Raw genomic sequence first — 21,930 nt, 5'->3', positions numbered from 1 at the left:
AATGGTGCACCTGCAAGCATTGACAGTGCTTTGCGCTACGCGACAACACACCCTACATCACCGTTTCTCTACATAGAGTTTAGATACTTAGCATCGACTTACTTAATCTGACTGTGGTTGCTGGTGATTAAGTTAATACGGTAAATTGGTCGAAATACCGTATTTTACTCATTGGTAAACAGCGTCAATTATTATCAAGCAACAAGTTGCAGGTTATAGGGGAAAATAGCTCATGTCAAGAAAAACCTTAGGTTTAGAACCACAGTTGTACGATTATTTACTTGCCATTTCTTTGCGCGAACCAGAAATTTTAACTCAGTTGCGTGAAGAAACAGCCAACCACAGACTTTCTCAGATGCAAATATCTCCTGAACAGGGTCAATTCATGGCTTTGTTGGTGCAGTTAATTGGTGCTAAAAAAACTTTAGAAGTAGGGGTTTTTACTGGCTATAGTTCTTTATCTGTTGCCTTGGCTTTACCAGCGGATGGTAAGGTGGTAGCCTGTGATGTTAGTGAAGAGTTTACAAGTATTGCTCGTCGTTATTGGGAAAAGGCGGGAATAGCCGATAAAATTGATTTACGGATTGCCCCAGCTGTAGAGACATTAGATCATTTGTTGGCCGCAGGGGAAGCAGAAACTTTTGATTTTGCCTTTATAGATGCTGATAAAGGTAACTATGAAAACTATTATGAGCGATCGCTTCAATTAGTGCGACCCGGTGGCTTAATTGCAATTGATAATGTCCTGTGGTCAGGTAGAGTCGCAGACCCAGAAAATCAAGAAAATAGTACCAATGTGATTCGTGCTTTTAATCAAAAGTTACATCAAGACCAGCGTGTGACTCTCAGTTTAGTTCCCATTGGGGACGGCTTGACTTTGGCCAGGAAGAATTAATGTACAGGTAACGTAAACCAAAAAGTTGAACCTGCTTGTGGTGCTGTGTGTACACCAATTTCACCACCATGAGCAGAAATAATTTGCTTACATAAATATAGTCCTAGTCCCAAACTGAGGGAATAGCGAATATTGGTACTGTGATAGTACAAATCAAATAATCTTTGGGTTTGTTGAGGATTAATACCTACACCGTTATCAGCCACAGAACAATAAATTTTATCTCCTTGATAAATGGCTTCAATTCTTAATAATAGTCCCGGTGGGTTGTGTTTAATGGCGTTGACAATTAAATTAGAAAAAACCCGCCACAGTTGGGTAGGGTCAGCTTGAATTATGGGTAGTTCGTTGGTGACTAAGTTGGTGAGGGTGGCTTGATTTGCAGTCAGCATTGGTTGTAAATCTGCGATCGCATCTTCTATCACCTCAGATAATTGTATAGGTTGGCGTTGCAGTACCATACCTTGGGTTTCGCTGACATGGGCTTCCATGAGAGAATTAATCAAGCTCAACTGGCGATCGCTACTTTGCAGCATCCGTTCTAAAATTGAACGAGATAGAGCAATATTTTTATCTGGTTGTGACAGCAGATTTTGCAACACCATCACCGTCCCCTGCACCGGGTTGCGTAAATCATGAGAAACCGCATGGATAAAGACTCTTAATGCTTCCTCTGTTCGTTTTCGTTCACTAATATCTAAAATTACACCAACTAAACCGCAAATAGTGCCATCAGCTTTCGCAAAAGCAGCCTTGTAAAATATCACATCATGGGCCGTACAATCTGCAAAGATGACCGAACTTTCATAGCTATGTACTTGTTGAGAAACTAATAATTCCCTGTCAGCGGTTTGATACTGGTCTGCTAACTCCTTGGGTGCTAAGTCATAATCCGTTTTGCCCAGAATATCTTCCTTAGATAGCCCTAAGGCTAACTCAAAAGCTTTATTACAGCCTAAATATATACCGCAACTATTTTTATAGTAGACAGGGGTGGGAATAGTATCTATTAAAACTTGTAAAAAATTCAATTGTTCTTGTAATGCTTCTTCCGCTTGCTTGCGTTGTGTGATATCTTCAATCCATCCTTCATAGTAAAGCACTTTACCTTTCTCATCACGCACACCATAAGCTTTCTCGGAAATCCAGACAATGCTGCCATCACAGCGATAAATCTGGGATTCAAAGCCAGATACAATACCTTTTTCTTCAATTAAGCGGATAAATTCTGCACGACGATTGGGGTCAACATATAATTGACTTTCGATGTTAGTGAAATTTGCGGTTACTTCTTCCGGTGAAGAAAAACCGTAAATTTTGGCTAAGGCTCGGTTGGCAGTAATATAATGTCCATCCAGACTGCTTTGAAAGATGCCTTCCACAGCGTTTTCAAAAATACTCCGATATTTAACTTCGGCTACTTTCAATTGTTGACAAGCAGATTCGAGTTCACGTCGAGCATAAAATTCTGAGCGTTGCAGTCGATCATATAGATAAATACTAATATCGCAAATAGCACAAAACCAAAAAATATATAAAATAAATGTGACACTATACAGTTCTGGATGATGAGGTAATCCAGTGTTCAGTTTTAGTATAGTATTGATACCAAAATAATAACCAAGAACACCCAATTGGGATATTAAATGGAGTTGCCAACACACAGGCATAATTGTTGCCTGACTTAAGAATAATAAAGTCCAACCAAAGGTGTCAGGGAGTGCTACACCCTTGAAGGTAGCAAATAGTTGAGTTGATAAACTCAGAGATAGGGATGATCCCAAAAAGAGCCACCCTGGATAATGGCGACCAAATTTAGTTTTATGCAAACCAAAGCAGATTATTAAAATTAATAATAAAAAAGCATTAATTACTATTCCCTGATTTTTGATCACTGGTGATACTTGACTTAGCTCTTGTAAAGGAAAGAAAAAGTCATAAATATTTCGTAAACTGAAAGTCAATAAACAACCCAAAGCTAGCCATAACCATAAATTGAGACGTTTCCACAAAAAACTATGTCTAAAAGCCAACCATTCCTGTTCCTGGGGACAAGGAGCATATATAGCTAAGATTGCTTCTGTACTTGTGGGAGTTCTAAAAGCAGTTCTCCAGACCTTTTTAACTTTTCTCCATCCAATTGCTATGACCCGAATACCAAATTTATTCATAAGCTAGAAGATGTGGTGATATTTCCAGATTGCCACAACAACCTAGACCCAGGTAGTTAAATAAAAACCTTTTGACTAGACCATGAGATGGCTAATAGTGATAAATAAAAAGTTGCATCTGTAAATATTCGATAGCGGGGATTTTTTTAATACTACGTTGGCTGGCGAATGATATTAATATTTTCTGAAATTTACGGTTAGAGTTTTAAAGTTTTGATAAACTACATTGATTCCTAGAAGATAGCAACAAAAGATACTTACGGGCAGTTAATAAAAGGACACCACAGCATTGTTTATTGGTAATAAATTTAAAGATTTCAAAAATATATATACGTAAGGTTTAAAGTAATAAAATCCGTAAAATCCACATTTACATAGAAGTAACAAAATAGATATATTGAGGGTTGATAAAAAAAAATAAAAATGGTATGTAACAAATTTACTATTCAGGGTTTCTTACAAACTCTCTTTAGTCTTAAGTAATTATGCCAATCCTTAATTCATCAACTTCTGCTCGGTTATCACGTCCTCAAGAGTATAAGTTCTCCAAGAACTCACGCAATGTCATGGAATTGCTAGTAGTTGAGGAGGTAGACAGACAAATCCAATCTCTGCCATTGAAAATTGCTCGATACATCACACCATCAGAGGTGGTGGCCTATGCCTTAAATCGTCTTCCTCCCCTCTATGCCACGAGTAAAAGAGGATGGCAAAGGCAGTTGCATCGAGGGAGAACAGAGTTTTATCAAAAAATTGCCACAGCCGTGCGTCAGGGAATTATTGCTGTACAACGAGATCCTCTCCGCGCTAATGATGCCCTCAGTTTTGCAGAAGATAACAATAACGGTTCAGGAATTGCCCTGCAAGAACTGAGACAACTGCTGCAACGAGATGATTTATCTTGGGATAACCTGTCAGATATAGTTGAGCAAGCCTTACTGAATACCTTGAGAGGAAAGGTTACGTGGCGTAGAAGTAGCCTAGCTCACAATGGTGAACATGCTAACGTTGATTGGGAACGTTATCGCATTTAAGCCTGTTCAGACATTAAAGGTAAGGTAAACCAAAAGCTAATTCCTTGCTGTTGGCTTCTGTTGACACCAATTTCTCCACCATGGGCTTGGATGATTTGCCGACATAGGTACATTTTTAGACCATGGCTAGTAGAACCAGGCCCTTGGGGATCACGTACATATAAATCAAAGAGGCGATCGCATTCTAGTTTACTCAAGGCAGTACCATTATCTTGAATTTGGATACGAATTACACCTCCGGTCATTTTAGCTTTGAGGGTGAAATTCAGTCCGGGAGGATTGTGCTGTAAGCTGTAATCAAATAAATTAGTCATTACACGCTGCAACCTGGCTGCATCTACCATGACTGTGGGTAAATCTGTGGTAATGAGATTGGTAATGGTAGCTTGGTTTTGTGAAAATAATGGTTGCAGTTCCGTTAAGATATCTCCTATTAATGTGTTAAATTTGACTGGCTCTCGTTCTAAAGCCACACCTTGCTGTTGACTAGAATGAATTTCTAAGAGTAAATCTATCATTCCCAATTGCCGCTCATTACCTTGCAGCATCCGTTCCAGAATGGAGTATGAGACGGGAACCATCACAGGGTCGGAGTTGTTAGTTGCTCTTAATTCCCGACTATTGATTAAATGCTTAAATACCATTAAGTTACCCATGACAGAAGTGCGTAAATCATGGGCAACTGTATGTAGAACGACATCTTTCACTCGGTGCAGTTCTTCCAATTCTTGCATTTTTTGTTGTAACTGCCCTGTGCGTTCTGCTACCTGACGTTCTAAATTAGAATTGAGAGTAGCCAGTTTTTGGTAAATTAAACTTTGTTGAATAGCGATCGCTAATTGCTCAGATAATTGTTGGAGTAAGTCAATTTCCATACTTTGCCAATGACGAATACTCGAACATTGATTAGCAATTAACGCCCCTAATAATTCATCTTCCAAAATAATCGGTACAGCCAAAGAAGCTTTGGTTTGGGTTTTTTGGTAATGGGACTTTAACTTAGGAGAAACTGCAATCTTGGCTGTATCTTCCACTACCCGCACACGATTAGTCGCAAACAGACTTTTGATTTCACTGTAATAGTTTTTTTCATGTTCAGACCAGCCCAATATAGATGGATATTTGGGATTAACTGACTCAGCAACAGTTTTAGCACCACCATGGGCATCATTCAAGCCAATGAAAACTCGATCTACCCTTAGAAATTGGCGTACCTCCGTCACAGTCACTTGCAAAATCTCATCTAAATTCAGGGAAGAACGAATTCTCGCGAGAGTTTCTGTGAGCAAGCGATCGCGTTGGGCAGATAATTGTAATTGAGCCGCCGCATATTTATATTCTGTAATATCCCGAACTATAGCCAACACCTCATCTTTGCCATTAGCCACCAACCGCGCTTGATAATCGCGCATTCCCAAGGGTGTGAGCATTTGATATTCCCAGGTTTGCCAAGTCCCAGAACTCAAAGTGCGGGCGATCGCTTTTTGTCCAACTGTAGCCACATCACTTGGTAAAATATCATGTAAATTCTTGCCCAGAATTTCTGCATGTAGCAGCGGACAATTACTACTATCCCGCTTCATTTCTAAATAGTTACCATCCCGACTAATGCGAAACATTAAATCAGGAATAGCCGCTAACAACGCTTGATATCGCGCTTCCGTTGCCTGTAATTTCGTCTCTGCTTGTTTTTTGTCAGTGATATCTATTAACAACCCTTCCCACAAAATAGTCCCATTAGTTGAAGGTTGAACTTGAGAACTACCTTGTACCCACTTCAGTTGACCACTAGGAGTAACAATTCTACCCTCCCAATTCCAAGGTTTTAGAGTCGCCATGGCCACAGCAGTTGACTCAATAAAACTTTCTAAATCTTGAGGCAGAATCAGCTTGTGGATAATAGAAAAATCAGCTTGAAATACTTCTGGTTCTATTTCGCACAGTTCCCGACAGCCGGAACTAACATATACAAAAGTCTGGGAACCATCATGACATTGGTGGAGTTGGAAAAACATCCCCGTGATGTGAGCGGCAACCTTTGGTAGCAGAGTGATAGCCTCTTGTGGATAATCTGATTGATGAAGCAATTTTACAGTTTCAACCACTCTCTAAGCCTTGAAAAAATCAATAGATGATAACAATGGAGCTTTGCTAGCTGGGCAGATTTTATTTTGTAAGCATAAACACCAACCAGATTACACAAGGTTCTGTTTTCAGGTTATATTCCCTGCCTGAACATTGCATTCACCCAATCAGGTGAATCAGACTTACCAGCAAATTGTACAAAAATTCAATAGCCAGATTAGTTTTAATAGCAACTTAACCAATCACCTAATTGTTCTTAACCGAGAATGACACCTGATATAGTTATGCTACTGCTAGGGTATACGCAATTATCCAGTCATAATCAGCGTTCATCCCCTCAAACATGGCCAAAATATGCAACATATTCCTAGCAGGCAGTCGTGTGAGATGACCCTGCTAGGGTTTATTTATGAATATGGGGTGATAGTACCAATCAATCATCCTCATCAACAATTATTTTTTAGTTGATACCAATTTCTTCTGAAGATGCACATAATAACACCCCCTGTAGTCCCCCTTGGCAACGGGAATGGCGAAGCTGGGGGTAAATATATGCAGATGCAAAAAGAAACGATATGGGTAAAATACACTAGCTGAAAATTATCAATATTTTTGATACTTAATATTGCCTGATTCAGAGTAAAAAATATGCAAAATTTATGCTTTTTAAGCATAAAAGTATAGTTTTAAACAAATTTTAATTAGTCTTTGATATTTCGTTAAATTTTTCTTAATCATAGCCAATGAACGTTATTTAAGGCTGTAATTCCGGCAGGAAAATAACCTTAAATCCGAGGCAGTATGATTTTTTCAACCACCATTTTGAATCGCTTCGTTACCACTTCTATGGTGACGGCAGCTGTTATACTTAGTCCAGTTTTGACAGCAGTTGCGAAAGCTGAAACCCTGAACGGTGCAGGAGCAACCTTTCCTGCTCCCCTTTACGAACGTTATGCTCGTGAAGTGAAAAAGAAACATCCAGATTTGCAAGTGAATTACCAAGCAATTGGTAGTGGTGGTGGTATTCGTCAAGTCATGGCAGGCACAGTTGACTTTGGTGCTAGTGATGCGGCAATGAAAGACAGTGAAATTGCCAAGGTCAAAAACGGTGTGATTTTAGTACCCACAGCAGGTGGTGCTGTTTCTGTGGTTTACAATGTTCCTGGTGTTAACAACTTAAGATTATCTCGCGCTACACTACCAGCCATTTTTTCTGGTCAAATTACCAATTGGAATGATTCCAGAATTAAAGCTGATAACCCAGGGGTAAACTTACCAAATCAACCAATTAAGTTTGTAGTTCGTGCCGATGGTAGTGGTACAACCTTCATTTTTACCAACCATTTAAGTTCTATTAGCCCTTATTTCAAAGGTAGAATTGGTGCCAATACTGCACCACGCTGGACTCTACCTAACGCACTCAAAGGAAAAGGGAATCCCGGTGTAGCTGCTTTAGTAGCTCGTACTCCTGGGTCTATTGGTTATGTCGAATATGCCTACGCTACTGAAAATAGGCTCAAATCTGCTCAAATTCAAAATAAAAAAGGAGAGTTTGTTGCTCCTTCCTTGCAATCGGCTAATGCGGCTTTATCAACTGTGAGGTTTCCTGATAATTTTCGGGTATTTGTAGGAGATCCAGCACAAGGTTATCCCATCGTTGGTTTGACTTGGATGATGATTTATAGAGATTATCCCAATAATTCTAAAGCTAACGCAATTAAGAAATGGATTAATTGGGTACTCAGAGATGGTCAACAATTTAATGATGACCTGAACTATACGAGAATTCCTGCTGATGTGGTCAACAGAGTATTACAGACAGTGAATAGCAGCGTCAAGTAATCTCTGGCTTTTCTCAAATTGTGTGTGTAGGGTGAGGAAGACTCACTCTACTTTTATCACTGGATGAATATTAATCAAGCAATTATGAATAATCCATTAGACTCAAACCGCCATAATTTAACAACAAATAATCATGATGAAAAAGTTGATTTAATTACTAAAAGTGGTCATAACTTCATCGCTGATCAAATATTTACTTGGTTAGTGTATCTATTTGCAACTACTACAGTAATTATCCTCTTTTTCATGAGTTGGATAATTTTTAAAGAAGCTCAACCAGCCATTAGCACCTTTGGCTTAGGATTTTTATGGAGTCAAGAGTGGGATACAGGAAATCAGCTATTTGGTGCATTACCGTATATTTACGGCACTGTCACCAGTAGTGCGATCGCGATTTTTTTCGCCCTACCCATTGGTGTATCAGTCGCTCTAGTTACTAGCGAAAATTTTTTACCTGTATCCATCAGGAATGGTCTGGCATTTATTGTTGAATTGATAGCAGCAATTCCTAGCGTGATTATTGGCTTGTGGGGGATTTTTATCTTTATTCCCCTAGTGGAACCCCTACAAAAATGGCTAGCTAGTACATGTAATTTTATACCCATCTTCAATACCGTAGATCCAGTCGGCACCAACTTATTCACAGCCGGCATGATTTTAGCAATCATGATTTTGCCAACCATTGCCTCTATTTTCCGCGATGTTTTATTAGTTATTCCCAAAGAATTGCGAAGTGCATCTATGGCTTTGGGTAGTACCCGTTGGGAAACCATTTTTCGCGTTTTACTCCCAGCCGGATTTTCTGGATTAGTGAGCGCCACAATGTTAGCACTAGGTCGCGCACTTGGTGAAACAATGGCAGTCACTATGGTGATTGGTAACTCTGCTCAAATTAGTTTTTCGTTTCTTGACCCTAGTTATACAATTCCTTCTGTCATCGCTAATGAATTTGCCGAAGCCGAACCAGGATTACACATTGGTGCTTTGAGTTATTTAGGCTTAATTTTGTTTGGTTTAACCCTAGCTATTAATATGGGTGCAGCATTTTTAGTGCAATGGATTGGGAATAAAAATAATCGTTGAAAAATTAAATTATAAAAGTTTATCCCTCATCAGTATCAATATTTATCCTCTTGTCCCCTGAGCAAATACCCAATTACTATGAGTAGTTATCTCAATTCCGAAATAGACAAATCAATAGTGACACAGTTACGCCAGCCCCTACCAGCTAATCGCCAATTATTCACCTATTTGATGAATGCGATCGCTTTTGGGTTGACGGGATTAGCTTTGATTCCTCTTGTGTCTATCCTCTGGGAAATTATGAATAGAGGATTGGCTGGTTTCAAACCAGAAATGTTGATGAATACAGTCATTGACAATGGATTTGCCAATGCCATCGTTGGCACTATCGTCATGGTGCTCATTGGCTCCCTCATGAGTTTACCTGTAGGCATCATGACTGGGATTTTTTTAGCAGAATTTGGTCAAACAAATTCCATTGCCCATTTTGTCAGATTTATTACTAATATTCTCACAGGAGTTCCTTCCATTGTTGTTGGCATGTTCGCCTATGGTGTGATTGTTTTAGTCACTAAAGGATTTAGTGCTGTAGCTGGAGGATTTGCTTTAGCAGTTATCATGTTACCCGTGATTATTCTCACGACAGAAGAGGCTTTGAAATTAATTCCTATGCACCAACGTCTAGCCTCTGCTGCCTTAGGAGGAACTCGTTTTCAAACCATAGTACGGGTGGTCATTAGTGCAGCTTTACCCAGCATTACAACTGGCGTTCTCTTAGCTGTAGCTCGTGCAGCAGGTGAAACAGCACCTTTAGTATTTACAGCTTTATTTAGCTTGGATTGGTCAAAAGGATTATTCAATCCTACTGCTTCTTTACCGGTATTAATTTTTAATCTTTACAATGACCCTGCACCAGAAAAAAGCCAATTAGTATGGACTACTTCCATTGTTTTACTCACCCTAGTCCTGTGTTTTAGTCTCTTTTCTCGCTTTGTGACTACCAAAAGAAAAATAAATTGACAACATCTTCATTGTGTACATTTGCTAAACATGAGTAACCTAATTCCCGCCATCAAAGTTAAAAGTTTGAGTTTTTATTATGGAACTGCTAAAGCCATTGAAAAAGTTTCCCTCGATATCTATAAAAATTATGTAACCGCAATTATTGGCCCTAGTGGTTGTGGTAAATCAACTTTTATCAAAACCCTCAATCGTATTAGTGAATTAGAAGGAAAAGTGACAGTAGAGGGTAGTATCGAATTTTTAGGACAAAATATCTACGATGCCCGTGTGAATATTAACCGTCTGCGGCGAGAAATTGGTATGGTGTTTCAAAAGCCTAATCCTTTTCCCATGAGTATTTATGAAAACGTGGCCTATGGAGTGAGAATAGCCAACCGTTCTTCAAAAGCAGAATTAGATGAAGTGGTAGAATTTGCCCTCAAAGGGGCAGCTTTGTGGGATGAAGTAAAAGATAAACTAGATAAATCTGCCTTGGGTCTTTCTGGTGGTCAACAACAACGTCTGTGTATTGCTCGCGCTTTAGCAGTTAAACCAAAAGTGTTGCTGATGGATGAACCTTGTTCAGCCCTAGACCCAATTGCAACTATGAAGGTTGAAGAATTAATTCATAGTCTGCGTCAAGAGTTAACAATTGTCATCGTCACTCATAACATGCAGCAAGCGACCCGCGTCTCTGATTTCACTGCTTTCTTTAGCACCGATGAAACTCGTATTGGTCAAATGGTGGAATTTGGTGCAACAGAGCAAATATTTAGCAACCCCTTGGATGAACGCACTCGCGACTATGTGTCTGGACGCTTCGGTTAAGCGGTCAATTCTCCCCTGAGAACTGGTGTGGTTCCAGAAACTTCGACCAAGAGTCAACATCCAGGAGTACCATCAAAGTTTAAGATCATCCCAGATGACGTTTTCACAATTGGTGAGCTAGTTTCTTGTAATGACCCATTCTACTGATATTGCTACCTTAGCTCGATGGATGGCTGCTGATTTTAGCAATCAAGCTCAAGTGTTTGAAAATCCAGCCTTTTTTGCCCATATTCGGGTATGTATGCGTCCCCTACCTTATTCAGTTTTATCTGGGGTGGGTTTGTTTGTGGAGCAAGCTTATGACTATCTACTCAATGACCCCTATCGAGTGCGGGTTCTGAAGTTAATTAGTAGTGGGGAGAATATTCTGATTGAAAATTACACCGTTAAAGATGAAAAAGACTTTTATGGTGCTTCCCGTGATTTAACACGTCTTTATAATTTAACAAGCGATCGCCTGGAAAAATTACCTGGCTGTAACATGATTGTAGAGTGGACTGGTAGTGGCTTCAAAGGTAAAGTAGAGCCAGGAAAAGCCTGTATGGTCGTCCGCAAAGGTCAAACAACCTATTTAGACAGCGAATTTGAAATTGACGCAGACAAATTTATTAGTCGTGACCGAGGACGAGACCCAGAAACAGATGAGCATGTTTGGGGTTCAGTCGCTGGGCCATTTTACTTTGTCCGCTGGAACAGTTTTGCAGATGAGGTGAAACTATCCTGAGTCTGGAGGTACGAGAAAGGGGTTTAGGGTTGAGTAAAATCAATTCTGCCCTCCCCTCTTGGCAACTACAAAAAAATTTCTGCCAGAGGATAGCATTGATGCTATGATTATGATATTATGATTAATGGTGAATGCGGCGACATAGCCAAGCGGTAAGGCAGAGGTCTGCAAAACCTCCATTCCCCGGTTCAAATCCGGGTGTCGCCTTGAAGAGAAAACAGCCAAAATCAGGTAATCCAAGGCTTTGAGTAATAAGCATGGGGACGGGTTTAACGCTCGTCCTTAATTTTTTAGGGTAATTTTGGCTAGAAATGGATGCTTTAGTTGATATGCTGGATTCGTTAGAGACATAAAAAAACTATTTACCAATATGGTAAAGTATTATTTAATACAAATTCTTTGAGGATATAACAAATTTCTTTACCAAAACGGTAAAGGATTACATTAATTGATATGATATCTTCTCTGGAATATAAAAAATTTCTTTACCAAAGTGGTAAACTTGTATTAGTCTACTAACGCATGGAAATTACCTTCGCTAACAGCAAACTGCAAGACCTATGTGAGCAGCCAAAACTAGCACAAAGGAAATTAGGTGCAAAATGTGCTAAGAAATTGCAAACCCAGTTAACTTTTATTAGTGTTGTTAGCTGTGTCACAGAATTAGAAATAGGTCATCCCCATCCCTTAAAAGGAGATCGGGCAGGTGAATTTGCAGTAAATCTAGAAGGTGGTAAACGACTTGTATTTAAGCCTGATAACGACCCCATTCCCTTGACAGAGGATGGAAGCATTGATTGGTCGAAAGTTATTGCTGTTTGCATTGTTTTCATTGGAGATTACCATGACTAAGACAACCCGACCCTTTACTCCAGATTGGGTATCTTCCCCTGGTGATGCCATTGCTGAATTTTTAGAAGAGCGTGATTGGACACAAGTAGAATTAGCAGAGCGTTTAGGCTACACCACAAAACACATTAGTTTGCTGCTTAATGGCAAAGCACCTGTTAATGAAGAAACAGCTTTGAAGCTAGAACGGGTTTTAGGTATGACAGCAGCATTTTGGCTCAGATATGAAGCCCAATATCGTGCTGCTTTAGCGAGAAAGGATGAGGAGAACCGTTTAAAGGAGTGGACATCTTGGTTAGATAAGTTACCAGTCAGAGAATTGATGAACCAAGGTAAAATTCCCAAGTGCAATTTAATTGCCAAGAATAAACCAGAAGTAGTAAAAAAGTTGTTGCAGTTTTTCGGTGTTGCTTCACCAGAAGAGTGGGAGAAATGCTACGGAAGTTTAGAAGTTAATTTTCGTCGCACTCGCAAAGAACAAAGTGATGTTGGTGCTATTTCTGCATGGTTACGTTTAGGTGAAATAGAAGCAGAAAAATTAGATTGTCCTAAATACAGTAAACCCAAGTTTGAAAAAGCAGTGCGGGAAATTCGCTCTTTGATTGTGTTACCACCAGAGGAATTTGAACCACGGATGCAACAATTATGCCGAGAATCTGGGGTTGTGTTGGTTTTAGTACCATCAATTAAAGGAGCGCACGTTAGTGGTGTAGCGCGATGGTTAAATCCCCATAAGGCACTAATTCAACTTTCACTTTACGGTACAACCAATGATCGCTTCTGGTTTAATTTCTTCCATGAAGCAGCACATATCCTATTACATAACAAGGAAAATATTTTTCTTGATGAATGGGATAGTGGGGAAAGTTTGGAATCTGAACAAGAACGGGAAGCAGATCAATGGTCACGGGAATTTTTAATACCTTCTGAGTATGAAGGAGAATTAGCACAACTTAAATCTAAAAATGATGTTGTTGATTTTGCAGCGCGTATTGGTATACATCCTGCTATTGTTGTAGGACGGCTGCAACATGATAATTTAATTCCTCTTTCTTGGATGAATGATTTCAAGGAAAGTATTGGTTTTTAGTGGGTAGACTTATCTCCTACACCTAACTTAAACGAGAAAATTGTATGCAAATGATAGGCTTTTTAGCTGATAAAACTATAAATCAATAAAAAAGCGATCGCGTCCCTGTTGTTTCGCTATGTATAATGCTGTATCTGCGGCGTTGATCAAGTTTTCTGGTAACAAATTTAGGTTGGGAATCATCGTAGCTGCACCCAAGCTGACGGTTACATAATTGGAAACTTTGGACTTGGAATGAGGAATTGCCAATCTATGTACAGTATTTTGAATAGTTTTGGCAATGTAGATAGCCCCTTGACTATCGGTTCTAGAAAGGATTACAGCAAATTCTTCACCACCGTAACGGGCAACTAAATCACCTGCTCGTCTGACAAGATTTTTCACAGCATCAGCAATTTGTTGTAGGCAATCATCACCTGCTTGATGACCGTATGTATCATTATACATTTTGAAAAAATCTACATCAAATAAAATTAAAGAGATAGGCGATTTATCACGTCTTAGCCGCATCCATTCACAATGGATATGTTCATCAAATCGACGACGATTAGCGATTTGGGTTAAACCATCCAGATTAGCCAGTCGTTCTAGTTCTTGATTAGCAGTTTGCACCTGTTGATAGAGTTGTGACTGATGAATAGCGATCGCTACCTGGTTGGCTAATTGTTGTAATAAGTTCACCTCAAATGACTTCCAATGCCGAGAAAAACCGCATTGGTGAGCAGCCAGCAAACCCCATAAACAGTTATTATTTAAAATAGGCACTATAATCAGCGCCTTGACTTGAAAAAGTTGCAAAAATTCAAATATCTCCGTTGTTAATTGAGACTTTTGAATCTCATTGATTACTGTTGTTACACCCCGATTATATTGGTTGTAAAATTTTTTGATATAAGTAGAGGGAATTTTTTGATTCAATAACGGTGAATATCCCTCATGGACTGACTCCGCTACAAAAACTCCATCATCATCAGATTCCATTTTATAGATTGCTACGCGATCAGCCATTAAACAATCCCGAATCCGTTTGACTGTCGTGGATAAAACTACTTGTAAATCTAAAGATTGCCGAATTTGTTGGCTAACTTTAGTAATTAATTTTTCTATTTTTGCCTGTTGTCGCAGGAATTTTTCCGACTGTTTCCGTTCAGTTACATCTCGTAAAATTGCCGTAAATATTTTTTCTTTTCCTAGTTCTAACTTAGAAATAGAAGCTTCTACAGGCACTTCAGAACCATCTTTACGACAAGCAAATACTTCTCTCCGTTCTCCCATTTGTTTAGTGGGTTGAGGAGAGTCAGCAAATTTATGAATATGTTGACAATGGATATTGACAAATCGCATCGGTAACAGCTTATCCAGGGATTGACCAATAATTTCTCCAGATGTATAGCCAAATAACTTTTCCGCACCTTGATTAAATAAGGTAATTTTTTGATTACTATCTACAGCGATAATCGCATCTTGGGCAATTGCCAACATCCCTGCAAAGCGAGCTTCAGAAAATCGTAGCGCCTCCTCTGCTTTTTTCCGTTGAATCATCCCTCCCACTTGACTAGCAACTGCGGTGACTAGTTGACGCGATCGCTCATCCAGTATCATAGCCTGGTTATGGAAAAATACTAAAATCGCCAAAACCTGCTGATTAAAAATAATAGGAATTCCCATCACCCCTTTAATTCCCGCAGTCATAGCTATTTTCTGCCGCTTAAAACTTGTATAGCAATCCTGACTAATATCCTCCACCAATTCCAACTGTTGGGACAACCAAATTCGTCCCACCAATCCATCACCCAACCCAAAAGTTAACTTTTGACTTTGCTCACAAAATTTATCTAAACGCTCATCTTGAATATGCCAACCACGGCAATATTCCAACACATTTAACTCCGAATTAGGCATCCAAGCCTCTCCCATATTCCAACCCAAAGTTTCACAAATATTTTTCACAATAATTGCTAAAGCTTCTTCCACATCTAACGCTGATCCAACAGCTTGGGTTGTGCTAAGTAACAGTTGTAATTGGTCATTTTGAATCTGTAATTCCAACTGAAACCTTCGCAATCGTAATTGATTTTCAATTCTTGCCAAAACCTCTATAGGTTCCACCGGTTTTGTAATATAATCTGCTCCACCCACCTCAAAAGCACTGATTTTATCATTAGTTTCATCCAATGCACTAATAAAAATAATTGGTATGTTTGCAGTTCTTTCCACTGCCTTGAGTTGTTTACATACCTCATAACCGTCAATAATAGGAATTTTAATATCTAATAAAAGTAAATCTGGGGGATTAGCATTAACAGACTGCACAGCTAATCTCCCATTAGTAGCTACTCGCACCTTATAGCCCTGCTTTGACAAAATCTTAGTTAACAAACTAATATTGTCTAAATTATCATCAACAACTAAAATGTTGCCCTTATATTTGGAATACAGCTGTTGATTCATAAATCGTCTGAATTTGCCATCAAAACTCATAATGGCTCAAATTGGTGCTAATACATCACATATTTAATACTTGTTCTCAAATTGGATTGATTCCCCAAACTGCTGAAGACTGACACAACTCTTTCCCTTAACTCGGAAATAAGCATAGAGAAAGCATCATCACATCATAAGTCTTTGTCAGTTTGCGGTCATGAAACATAGACACCAAGGTACTGGTCACATAACAGCTATTTCACAAAGGTGAAAATTGACTCCTTACCCTCAGAATCATTTTCCTGGACACAGACACAAGTCAAAGCTTTGATGATGTATTTGGTCATGAAGCGCAAAAAAGGACTTGATACACTATTTAGGGGGATTATTAGGAGAAAGCGAAAGCAAAACCTATTCTCTGTGGAAAATAACACTTTATGACTAAATAACCAAAGATTACATTAATTTATAACAGACACACATTCCATTCTAGGTGTAGCAGCGTTGAGTTCAAGATTCACAAGATTATCTAATATCAATTTGTAATTCTGTGGGAAATGAATTTCCTTGATCTCTCGCTGTTATCCATACAATTATCAGAAAATAATTCGTCTGGGAATTAATTCCCATTCTAATAACAAAAATCGGCTGAAGCCGACTAGAAAAGGTTATTTTTCAATTAATTTGTATAGCGTCTTAAAGAAAAAAGGAATATGATTTGCAACATTTCCATCTTGTTTTGAATAAAATTTACCAATTTCCAGTGATAACTGCTCTCTAAATTTATGTTCCGAATGAGGCCAATTCTCATCAGGTAAAATTTGCCGCCAATATTCTTTAGATTTTACAAGCATTAACAAGGTATTGATTAATTTATGCTTATTATCTAAACTTAGGTTATTACAATACTCTTGATTCCAAGAATATTGAAATTTATCTATTTCCACACCATCCAAACTAGAAAGATAACTAATTCTCTGGAATACTTTTGACCAATGATTTTGTAAATCTTTATCATTAGTCATATCATCAACCATATCTAAATAAATATTTTCTAAATTCACAGTATTTTCTTTATATAACGGATAACTAACATAATGATTATCAAAAACTTCCTGAATACCAGGTAATAAAAAATAAGCCTCTTTATGAATTAATCCAGTCACCCATACACGATGATGATGTGTGTTAGATTCATTGATATTTCCTTGATGATAAAGACTATAAAAAATATCTTCTGTATTTTTAAAACTGTAATTTTCCTGAATTTCAGCAAATTGAATATCTAAATCTACAATAGCAAAAAGTAAGTCAGGATTTAAAAATGACTGACTGCTATCAGCATTATGCAAATCTAAAATTTTAAAATATGTATTCAAAACATCATTTCTATCACCACAATTAAAAAATTGCGGTCTATATTGAGTCCACCATGTAGGTACACAAGCATCATAAAAATTAGCATCTGGCATCTTTTCCATTTGCTTGTAAGATTGTGGTGAAGGTCTACCTTGTAATTTGGGAATAGAACCTTCACATAAAACAACAATTTTATCTCTAATTCTTGCAGAATTAAGAATAGTTAAACAATGTTTTTTTAGTTCTGTTTCATTTAAACTCATATTTTGTTTTAGGTTAATTATTAAATTGTTTTTGATCGTAATTTCGGTTCTAATTCTTTAACATGAGCAGGTGTAACCGCTTGACAAATCTCATAGGAATGAGTAGCTAAAATATATTGATTAGTCGCACCCCATTCTTCTAAATCTCTAACTATTTGATATTGCCAATCTGGATGAAATGATATTTCTAATTCATCCATTAGAACAATTGCATCTTTAATGTTATTATATTTTAACCACATATAAATACATAATCTTTTCAATTCTCCATGACTTAAATCTTCTGGATAAAGTTCTGTTTCATCACCATCAATTCTAAAATTAATTCCAGATAAATCTGTTTGTACATTAATTTTTTTATTATTCAAAAGACTGTTAAGTTCAGCTAATAGTTTTACATAATTATTACCATAATTTCCACCTTGTTCTACAGCTTGTTTAAAATCTTCATCCCGTGCTTTTTTGAATGCTTCAATCAGAATATCTATTGCTAGAAAGTCATAGGTAAAAAATCCAGGTAATTTAGAGTTAGCTGTTTTAATCTGTTGATAATAGTTAGCTTGATTATTTTTCTGTTTTTTAAATAGTGATTTTCTATCATCGGATGATAGAAATAAAAATATCTGAGAAACATGAGCAGTTAGAAATATTTGATTTGATAATCTACTTAAAAATTCATTGGTTTTATCTATATTTATCTGACTTACCTTACACAGTAAAGCTTGTTGATTAGGTTCATTTTCACTTGAAAATAATTCACAAATGTGTATTAATTTTTTTTTCTCGCAAAGGTCGTAGTAGCTATTTAATAAATTGTTAAGCCGCTCATATTTATAACGCTCCTGTCCCAATTCAACTCTATATTTCTCTATTCTTTTTTCAATTATATTTGACATTCTACGAGTAAAATCATCAAATGATATTATATTATCTATATGTGTAATATCAAGTCTGTCGAAAATAAAATTAAATGCAAATTCTTTCTCTAAATCATTATATTCTTTTTCTAACATAAATTTTCTAGTTTCATATTTTCCCAGATTAGCTAATCTGGTATTGGATGTTTCGAGGGTAGTAATTTTTCTCTCTAAATAGGAAATTTTTTTTCTCTTGACTTTAATTTCTGTAGAGATGGATAAATTAAAATCTGAAATGAGATCGATTTCCTGATTTTCGACCAATAATTTTAAAATATAAGATTCATTACAAGTTAAAAAATCAATTCTTACAGTTTTACTACCATCCCAAATATCAATGATAGCTAAAGTCCTTTTCCCAGATTCATCATTAACCTCAAAACCATAGAGTAAATTTTGAATAAACTGCACTCTATCAGGATTACCAGCACAATGTAACAACACGAAAATCAACTGTAACAATGTACTTTTACCACCTCCATTTTGACTACCGAGGGGAAAAATACGGGGAGTGAATTCCTTCTCAAAACTAATATCTACATTTTTCAAAGCCCGAAAATCAGGTACTTGGATTCTTTGTATGTGCATAAATAAATAATACTGTTTTAACTGTATAAAGGGATTATACCTATAATAATCTCTTGCAGATGTAAGATCACTTATCTTCTTCTTTCTTTCTTTCTTCCTTCCTTCGTGTCCTTCGTGTCTTCGTGGTTCAATCACTCCGTAGGTTGGGTTGACGTAAGGAAACCCAACATCAACCAATAATAAATGTGTTGGGTTGCATTTCATTTAACCCAACCTACAAACAAAACCTAACCCAAAACGAAATTCACCAACTTACCAGGAACGACAATCACCTTCTTAACTTCCTTCCCTTCAATATAACGTTGTGCCACCTCAGACTCCCGCGCATATTTCTCCAACTCAGCCTTATCTAACTGCGAAGGTACTTGAATTGCACCGCGAGTTTTACCCATAATTTGAATTACCAAAGTAATCTCATCAGCTATCAAAGCCGCAGGGTCAAAACTTGGCCAAGTTTCGGTATGGACAGAACCCTTATTACCCAACAATTGCCATAATTCATCAGCAATATGGGGGGCAAAAGGTGCTAACAAAATCACCAAAGCTTTAATCCCTTCCGCATAAATTGGCGAATTATTGCAACTGGCATCAGTCAAGGCATTACTTAACTTCATCAATTCGGAAATAGCGGTGTTGAATTGATATTCATCTTCCACATCTTCTGTAATTGCTTGAATCGCTAAATGAATTGCCCGACGCAAATCTTTTTCCGCCTTACTTAATTTATCCAGTTCAGCTTTTTGCTTACAAACTCCCGCCGCAGCGTAATCTGTCACCAACCGCCAAACCCGATTTAAAAAGCGGAATTGCCCTTCCACATCAGCTTCATCCCATTCCAAATCCTTTTCTGGAGGCGCTTTAAATAAGATGAACATCCGGGCTGTATCTACACCATATTTAGCAATTACATCTTCTGGTGCTACACCATTGCCTTTTGATTTAGACATGGTGGCATAGAGGCGTTGTAAAGGTTCTCCAGTTTGCGGGTCTACAGGATTATTAGCATCAACTAAATGAGAAGGAATCCATTTATCCTTACCACCTTTATTGGGGTTCATGTAAGTTAAACCCTGTACCATTCCCTGAGTTAATAACTTTTGGAATGGTTCATCAAAATTTAGTAAACCTCTATCTCGCAATACTTTGGTGAAGAAGCGGGAATACAATAAGTGTAAAATTGCGTGTTCAATCCCACCTACATACTGTTCCACAGGCATCCAGTCATTAACTTTGCTGGCATCAAACACCTGATTTTCGTTTTTCGCATCAGTAAAACGCAAGAAATACCATGATGAATCAATAAAAGTATCCATCGTGTCTGTTTCCCGCTTGGCTGGAGTACCGCAGGTAGGACAAGGCACATTCACCCAGCTTTCTAACTGTGCCAAAGGTGAACCACCCCGACCTGTAAATTCCACTTCGTCTGGTAATTTCACAGGTAAATCTTGATCAGGGACTGGAACAATACCACATTCAGGACAGTGAATCACTGGGATAGGTGCGCCCCAATAACGTTGACGGGAAATCAACCAATCTCTGAGACGATACTGCACTCGCAGTTTCCCATAACCTTTTTTTTCTGCATATTCCACAATGGCTGCTTTCCCATCTGGGGAACTCATACCATTGAAATCACCAGAATTAACTAAAATGCCTGGTTCTGTGTAGGCTGCTGTTAAAGTTTCCTCTGCACCAGCTTCTGGAACAATTACCACTTTGATAACTAAATTCTGTTCTTTAGCAAATTTGAAATCTCGCGCATCATGGGCAGGTACACCCATCACCGCCCCTGTACCATATTCATACAGGACGTAATCAGCTATCCAAATGGGTACTTCTTCCCCTGTAAATGGATTAATTGCTGTGCCACCGGTGGGGATACCCCGTTTGGGTTTATCTTCCGCAGTCCTCTCTAATTCGCTTTGGTTGGTAACTTCAGTAATAAAGGCTTCTACTGCTGCTTTTTGTTCTGAAGTGGTTACAAGTTGAGTTAAGGGGTGTTCTGGGGCTAATACCACATAGCTAACACCAAAAACAGTGTCTGGGCGAGTAGTATAGACACCAATTTTCTCATCTCTACCAACTATGGGAAATTCTAAATAAGCACCTGTGGATTTACCTATCCAGTTAGCTTGCATTAATTTGACTCGTTCCGGCCAACCAGGCAGTTTATCCAAGTCATTGAGTAATTCTTCTGCGTAGTCGGTAATCTTTAAAAACCATTGTCTTAATAATTTCCGTTCGACTTTTGCCCCACTACGCCAAGAACGTCCTTCGCTGTCAACCTGTTCGTTGGCTAATACTGTTTGGTCGATGGGGTCCCAGTTAACTGCGGCTTCTTTTTGATAAGCTAAACCCGCTTGCAAAAATTGCAAGAAAATCCACTGTGTCCATTTGTAATAGTCAGGAGAACAGGTAGCAAGTTCAGCTTCCCAATCTAAAGATAAACCCAGACGCTGTAATTGTTGCCGCATCTGGTCGATATTTTGATATGTCCATTTAGCAGGGGGTACACCTCTATCAATGGCGGCGTTTTCTGCGGGAAGTCCAAAGGCATCCCAACCCATAGGATGTAGTACCCGATACCCTTGCATTCGTTTGAGGCGGGCTATCACATCAGTAATTGTGTAGTTACGGACGTGACCCATGTGCAGGCTACCGGATGGGTAAGGGAACATGGATAAGGCGTAGAATTTCGGCTTGTCTTTTGTTTGGGGTGTTTTATCTAAGCCAAGTTCTAACCATGTTTTTTGCCATTTTTCCTCAATTGTGGCTGGGTTATATCGGGAATCCACAAATAAAACTCCTAATGCTGTTTTAGCTATTGCTCTTCGCT

Annotated in this window: 15 protein-coding genes and 1 tRNA gene; 10 read left to right on the top strand and 6 right to left on the bottom strand. The window is 38.2% G+C overall.

Annotation, left to right across the window (positions count from 1 at the left end):
* Positions 1–232 precede the first annotated feature (232 nt).
* Complete coding sequence (locus H6G73_RS05085) at positions 233–895, top strand: class I SAM-dependent methyltransferase (protein WP_190601900.1); 663 nt, start codon at positions 233–235, stop codon at positions 893–895.
* On the opposite strand, the gene H6G73_RS05080 is transcribed toward H6G73_RS05085, so the two are convergent.
* Positions 892–3,066, bottom strand: a complete 2,175-nt coding sequence (locus tag H6G73_RS05080) for a sensor histidine kinase (RefSeq protein ID WP_190601898.1) — start codon at positions 3,064–3,066, stop codon at positions 892–894. The two genes, H6G73_RS05085 and H6G73_RS05080, sit on opposite strands and share 4 nt — an antisense overlap.
* A gap of 485 nt (positions 3,067–3,551) precedes the next feature.
* On the opposite strand from H6G73_RS05080, the gene H6G73_RS05075 reads away from it, so the two are divergent.
* A complete protein-coding gene (locus H6G73_RS05075; RefSeq protein WP_242034120.1) occupies positions 3,552–4,100 on the top strand; it encodes a late competence development ComFB family protein in 549 nt (182 codons plus the stop codon).
* On the opposite strand, the gene H6G73_RS05070 is transcribed toward H6G73_RS05075, so the two are convergent.
* Entirely contained in the window at positions 4,097–6,205 is a 2,109-nt protein-coding gene (locus H6G73_RS05070; protein ID WP_190601896.1) for a sensor histidine kinase, read from the bottom strand. The genes H6G73_RS05075 and H6G73_RS05070 overlap by 4 nt on opposite strands.
* A gap of 781 nt (positions 6,206–6,986) precedes the next feature.
* Between H6G73_RS05070 and pstS the strand changes: the two genes are divergently transcribed.
* The 8 genes from pstS (at position 6,987) to H6G73_RS05030 (ending at position 13,543) form a co-directional block, all read left to right on the top strand.
* Positions 6,987–8,027 (top strand): phosphate ABC transporter substrate-binding protein PstS, encoded by a 1,041-nt coding sequence (gene pstS / locus H6G73_RS05065; protein WP_190601887.1) that lies wholly within the window; start codon positions 6,987–6,989, stop codon positions 8,025–8,027.
* Between the two features lie 84 nt (positions 8,028–8,111).
* Positions 8,112–9,110, top strand: a complete 999-nt coding sequence (gene pstC, locus H6G73_RS05060; RefSeq protein WP_190601884.1) for a phosphate ABC transporter permease subunit PstC — start codon at positions 8,112–8,114, stop codon at positions 9,108–9,110.
* A gap of 78 nt (positions 9,111–9,188) precedes the next feature.
* Complete coding sequence (gene pstA / locus H6G73_RS05055) at positions 9,189–10,070, top strand: phosphate ABC transporter permease PstA (protein ID WP_190601882.1); 882 nt, start codon at positions 9,189–9,191, stop codon at positions 10,068–10,070.
* A gap of 30 nt (positions 10,071–10,100) precedes the next feature.
* The gene (gene pstB / locus H6G73_RS05050) at positions 10,101–10,880 is read left to right on the top strand and encodes a phosphate ABC transporter ATP-binding protein PstB (RefSeq protein WP_190601881.1); all 780 of its coding nucleotides are present in this window, start codon (positions 10,101–10,103) and stop codon (positions 10,878–10,880) included.
* Positions 10,881–11,010: 130 nt separating this feature from the next.
* On the top strand, positions 11,011–11,604 hold the full coding sequence (locus H6G73_RS05045) for a chromophore lyase CpcT/CpeT (RefSeq protein WP_190601879.1): 594 nt from the start codon (positions 11,011–11,013) through the stop codon (positions 11,602–11,604).
* Positions 11,605–11,739: 135 nt separating this feature from the next.
* Positions 11,740–11,811 (top strand) — tRNA-Cys (locus H6G73_RS05040).
* A 315-nt stretch (positions 11,812–12,126) separates the two neighbouring features.
* A complete protein-coding gene (locus tag H6G73_RS05035; RefSeq protein WP_190601877.1) occupies positions 12,127–12,456 on the top strand; it encodes a type II toxin-antitoxin system RelE/ParE family toxin in 330 nt (109 codons plus the stop codon).
* Positions 12,449–13,543 carry a HigA family addiction module antitoxin gene (locus tag H6G73_RS05030; protein WP_190601875.1) on the top strand — a complete coding sequence of 365 codons (1,095 nt, stop codon included), beginning with the start codon at positions 12,449–12,451 and terminating at the stop codon, positions 13,541–13,543. Before H6G73_RS05035 ends, H6G73_RS05030 begins: the two co-directional genes overlap by 8 nt.
* Positions 13,544–13,618: 75 nt before the next feature.
* Here the strand turns inward: H6G73_RS05030 and H6G73_RS24345 are convergent, their stop codons facing one another.
* The 4 genes from H6G73_RS24345 to leuS all read right to left on the bottom strand — a co-directional run bounded on the left by H6G73_RS24345 (position 13,619) and on the right by leuS (position 21,889).
* Complete coding sequence (locus H6G73_RS24345) at positions 13,619–15,994, bottom strand: diguanylate cyclase domain-containing protein (protein WP_190601873.1); 2,376 nt, start codon at positions 15,992–15,994, stop codon at positions 13,619–13,621.
* A gap of 641 nt (positions 15,995–16,635) precedes the next feature.
* Positions 16,636–17,589 (bottom strand): hypothetical protein, encoded by a 954-nt coding sequence (locus H6G73_RS05020; RefSeq protein WP_190601863.1) that lies wholly within the window; start codon positions 17,587–17,589, stop codon positions 16,636–16,638.
* 20 nt (positions 17,590–17,609) lie between these two features.
* Positions 17,610–19,298, bottom strand: a complete 1,689-nt coding sequence (locus tag H6G73_RS05015; RefSeq protein WP_190601861.1) for an AAA family ATPase — start codon at positions 19,296–19,298, stop codon at positions 17,610–17,612.
* A 23-nt stretch (positions 19,299–19,321) separates the two neighbouring features.
* Positions 19,322–21,889: a leucine--tRNA ligase gene (leuS, locus tag H6G73_RS05010; RefSeq protein WP_190601859.1), complete on the bottom strand. Its 2,568-nt coding sequence runs from the start codon at positions 21,887–21,889 to the stop codon at positions 19,322–19,324.
* Positions 21,890–21,930: the final 41 nt, after the last annotated feature.

It is taken from the genome of Richelia sinica FACHB-800 (genome assembly GCF_014698825.1).
In the GTDB taxonomy this organism is placed as follows: Bacteria; Cyanobacteriota; Cyanobacteriia; order Cyanobacteriales; family Nostocaceae; genus FACHB-800.
The sequence above is the reverse complement of the archived record's forward strand: the minus strand, read 5'-3'. Positions and strand labels throughout refer to the sequence as shown.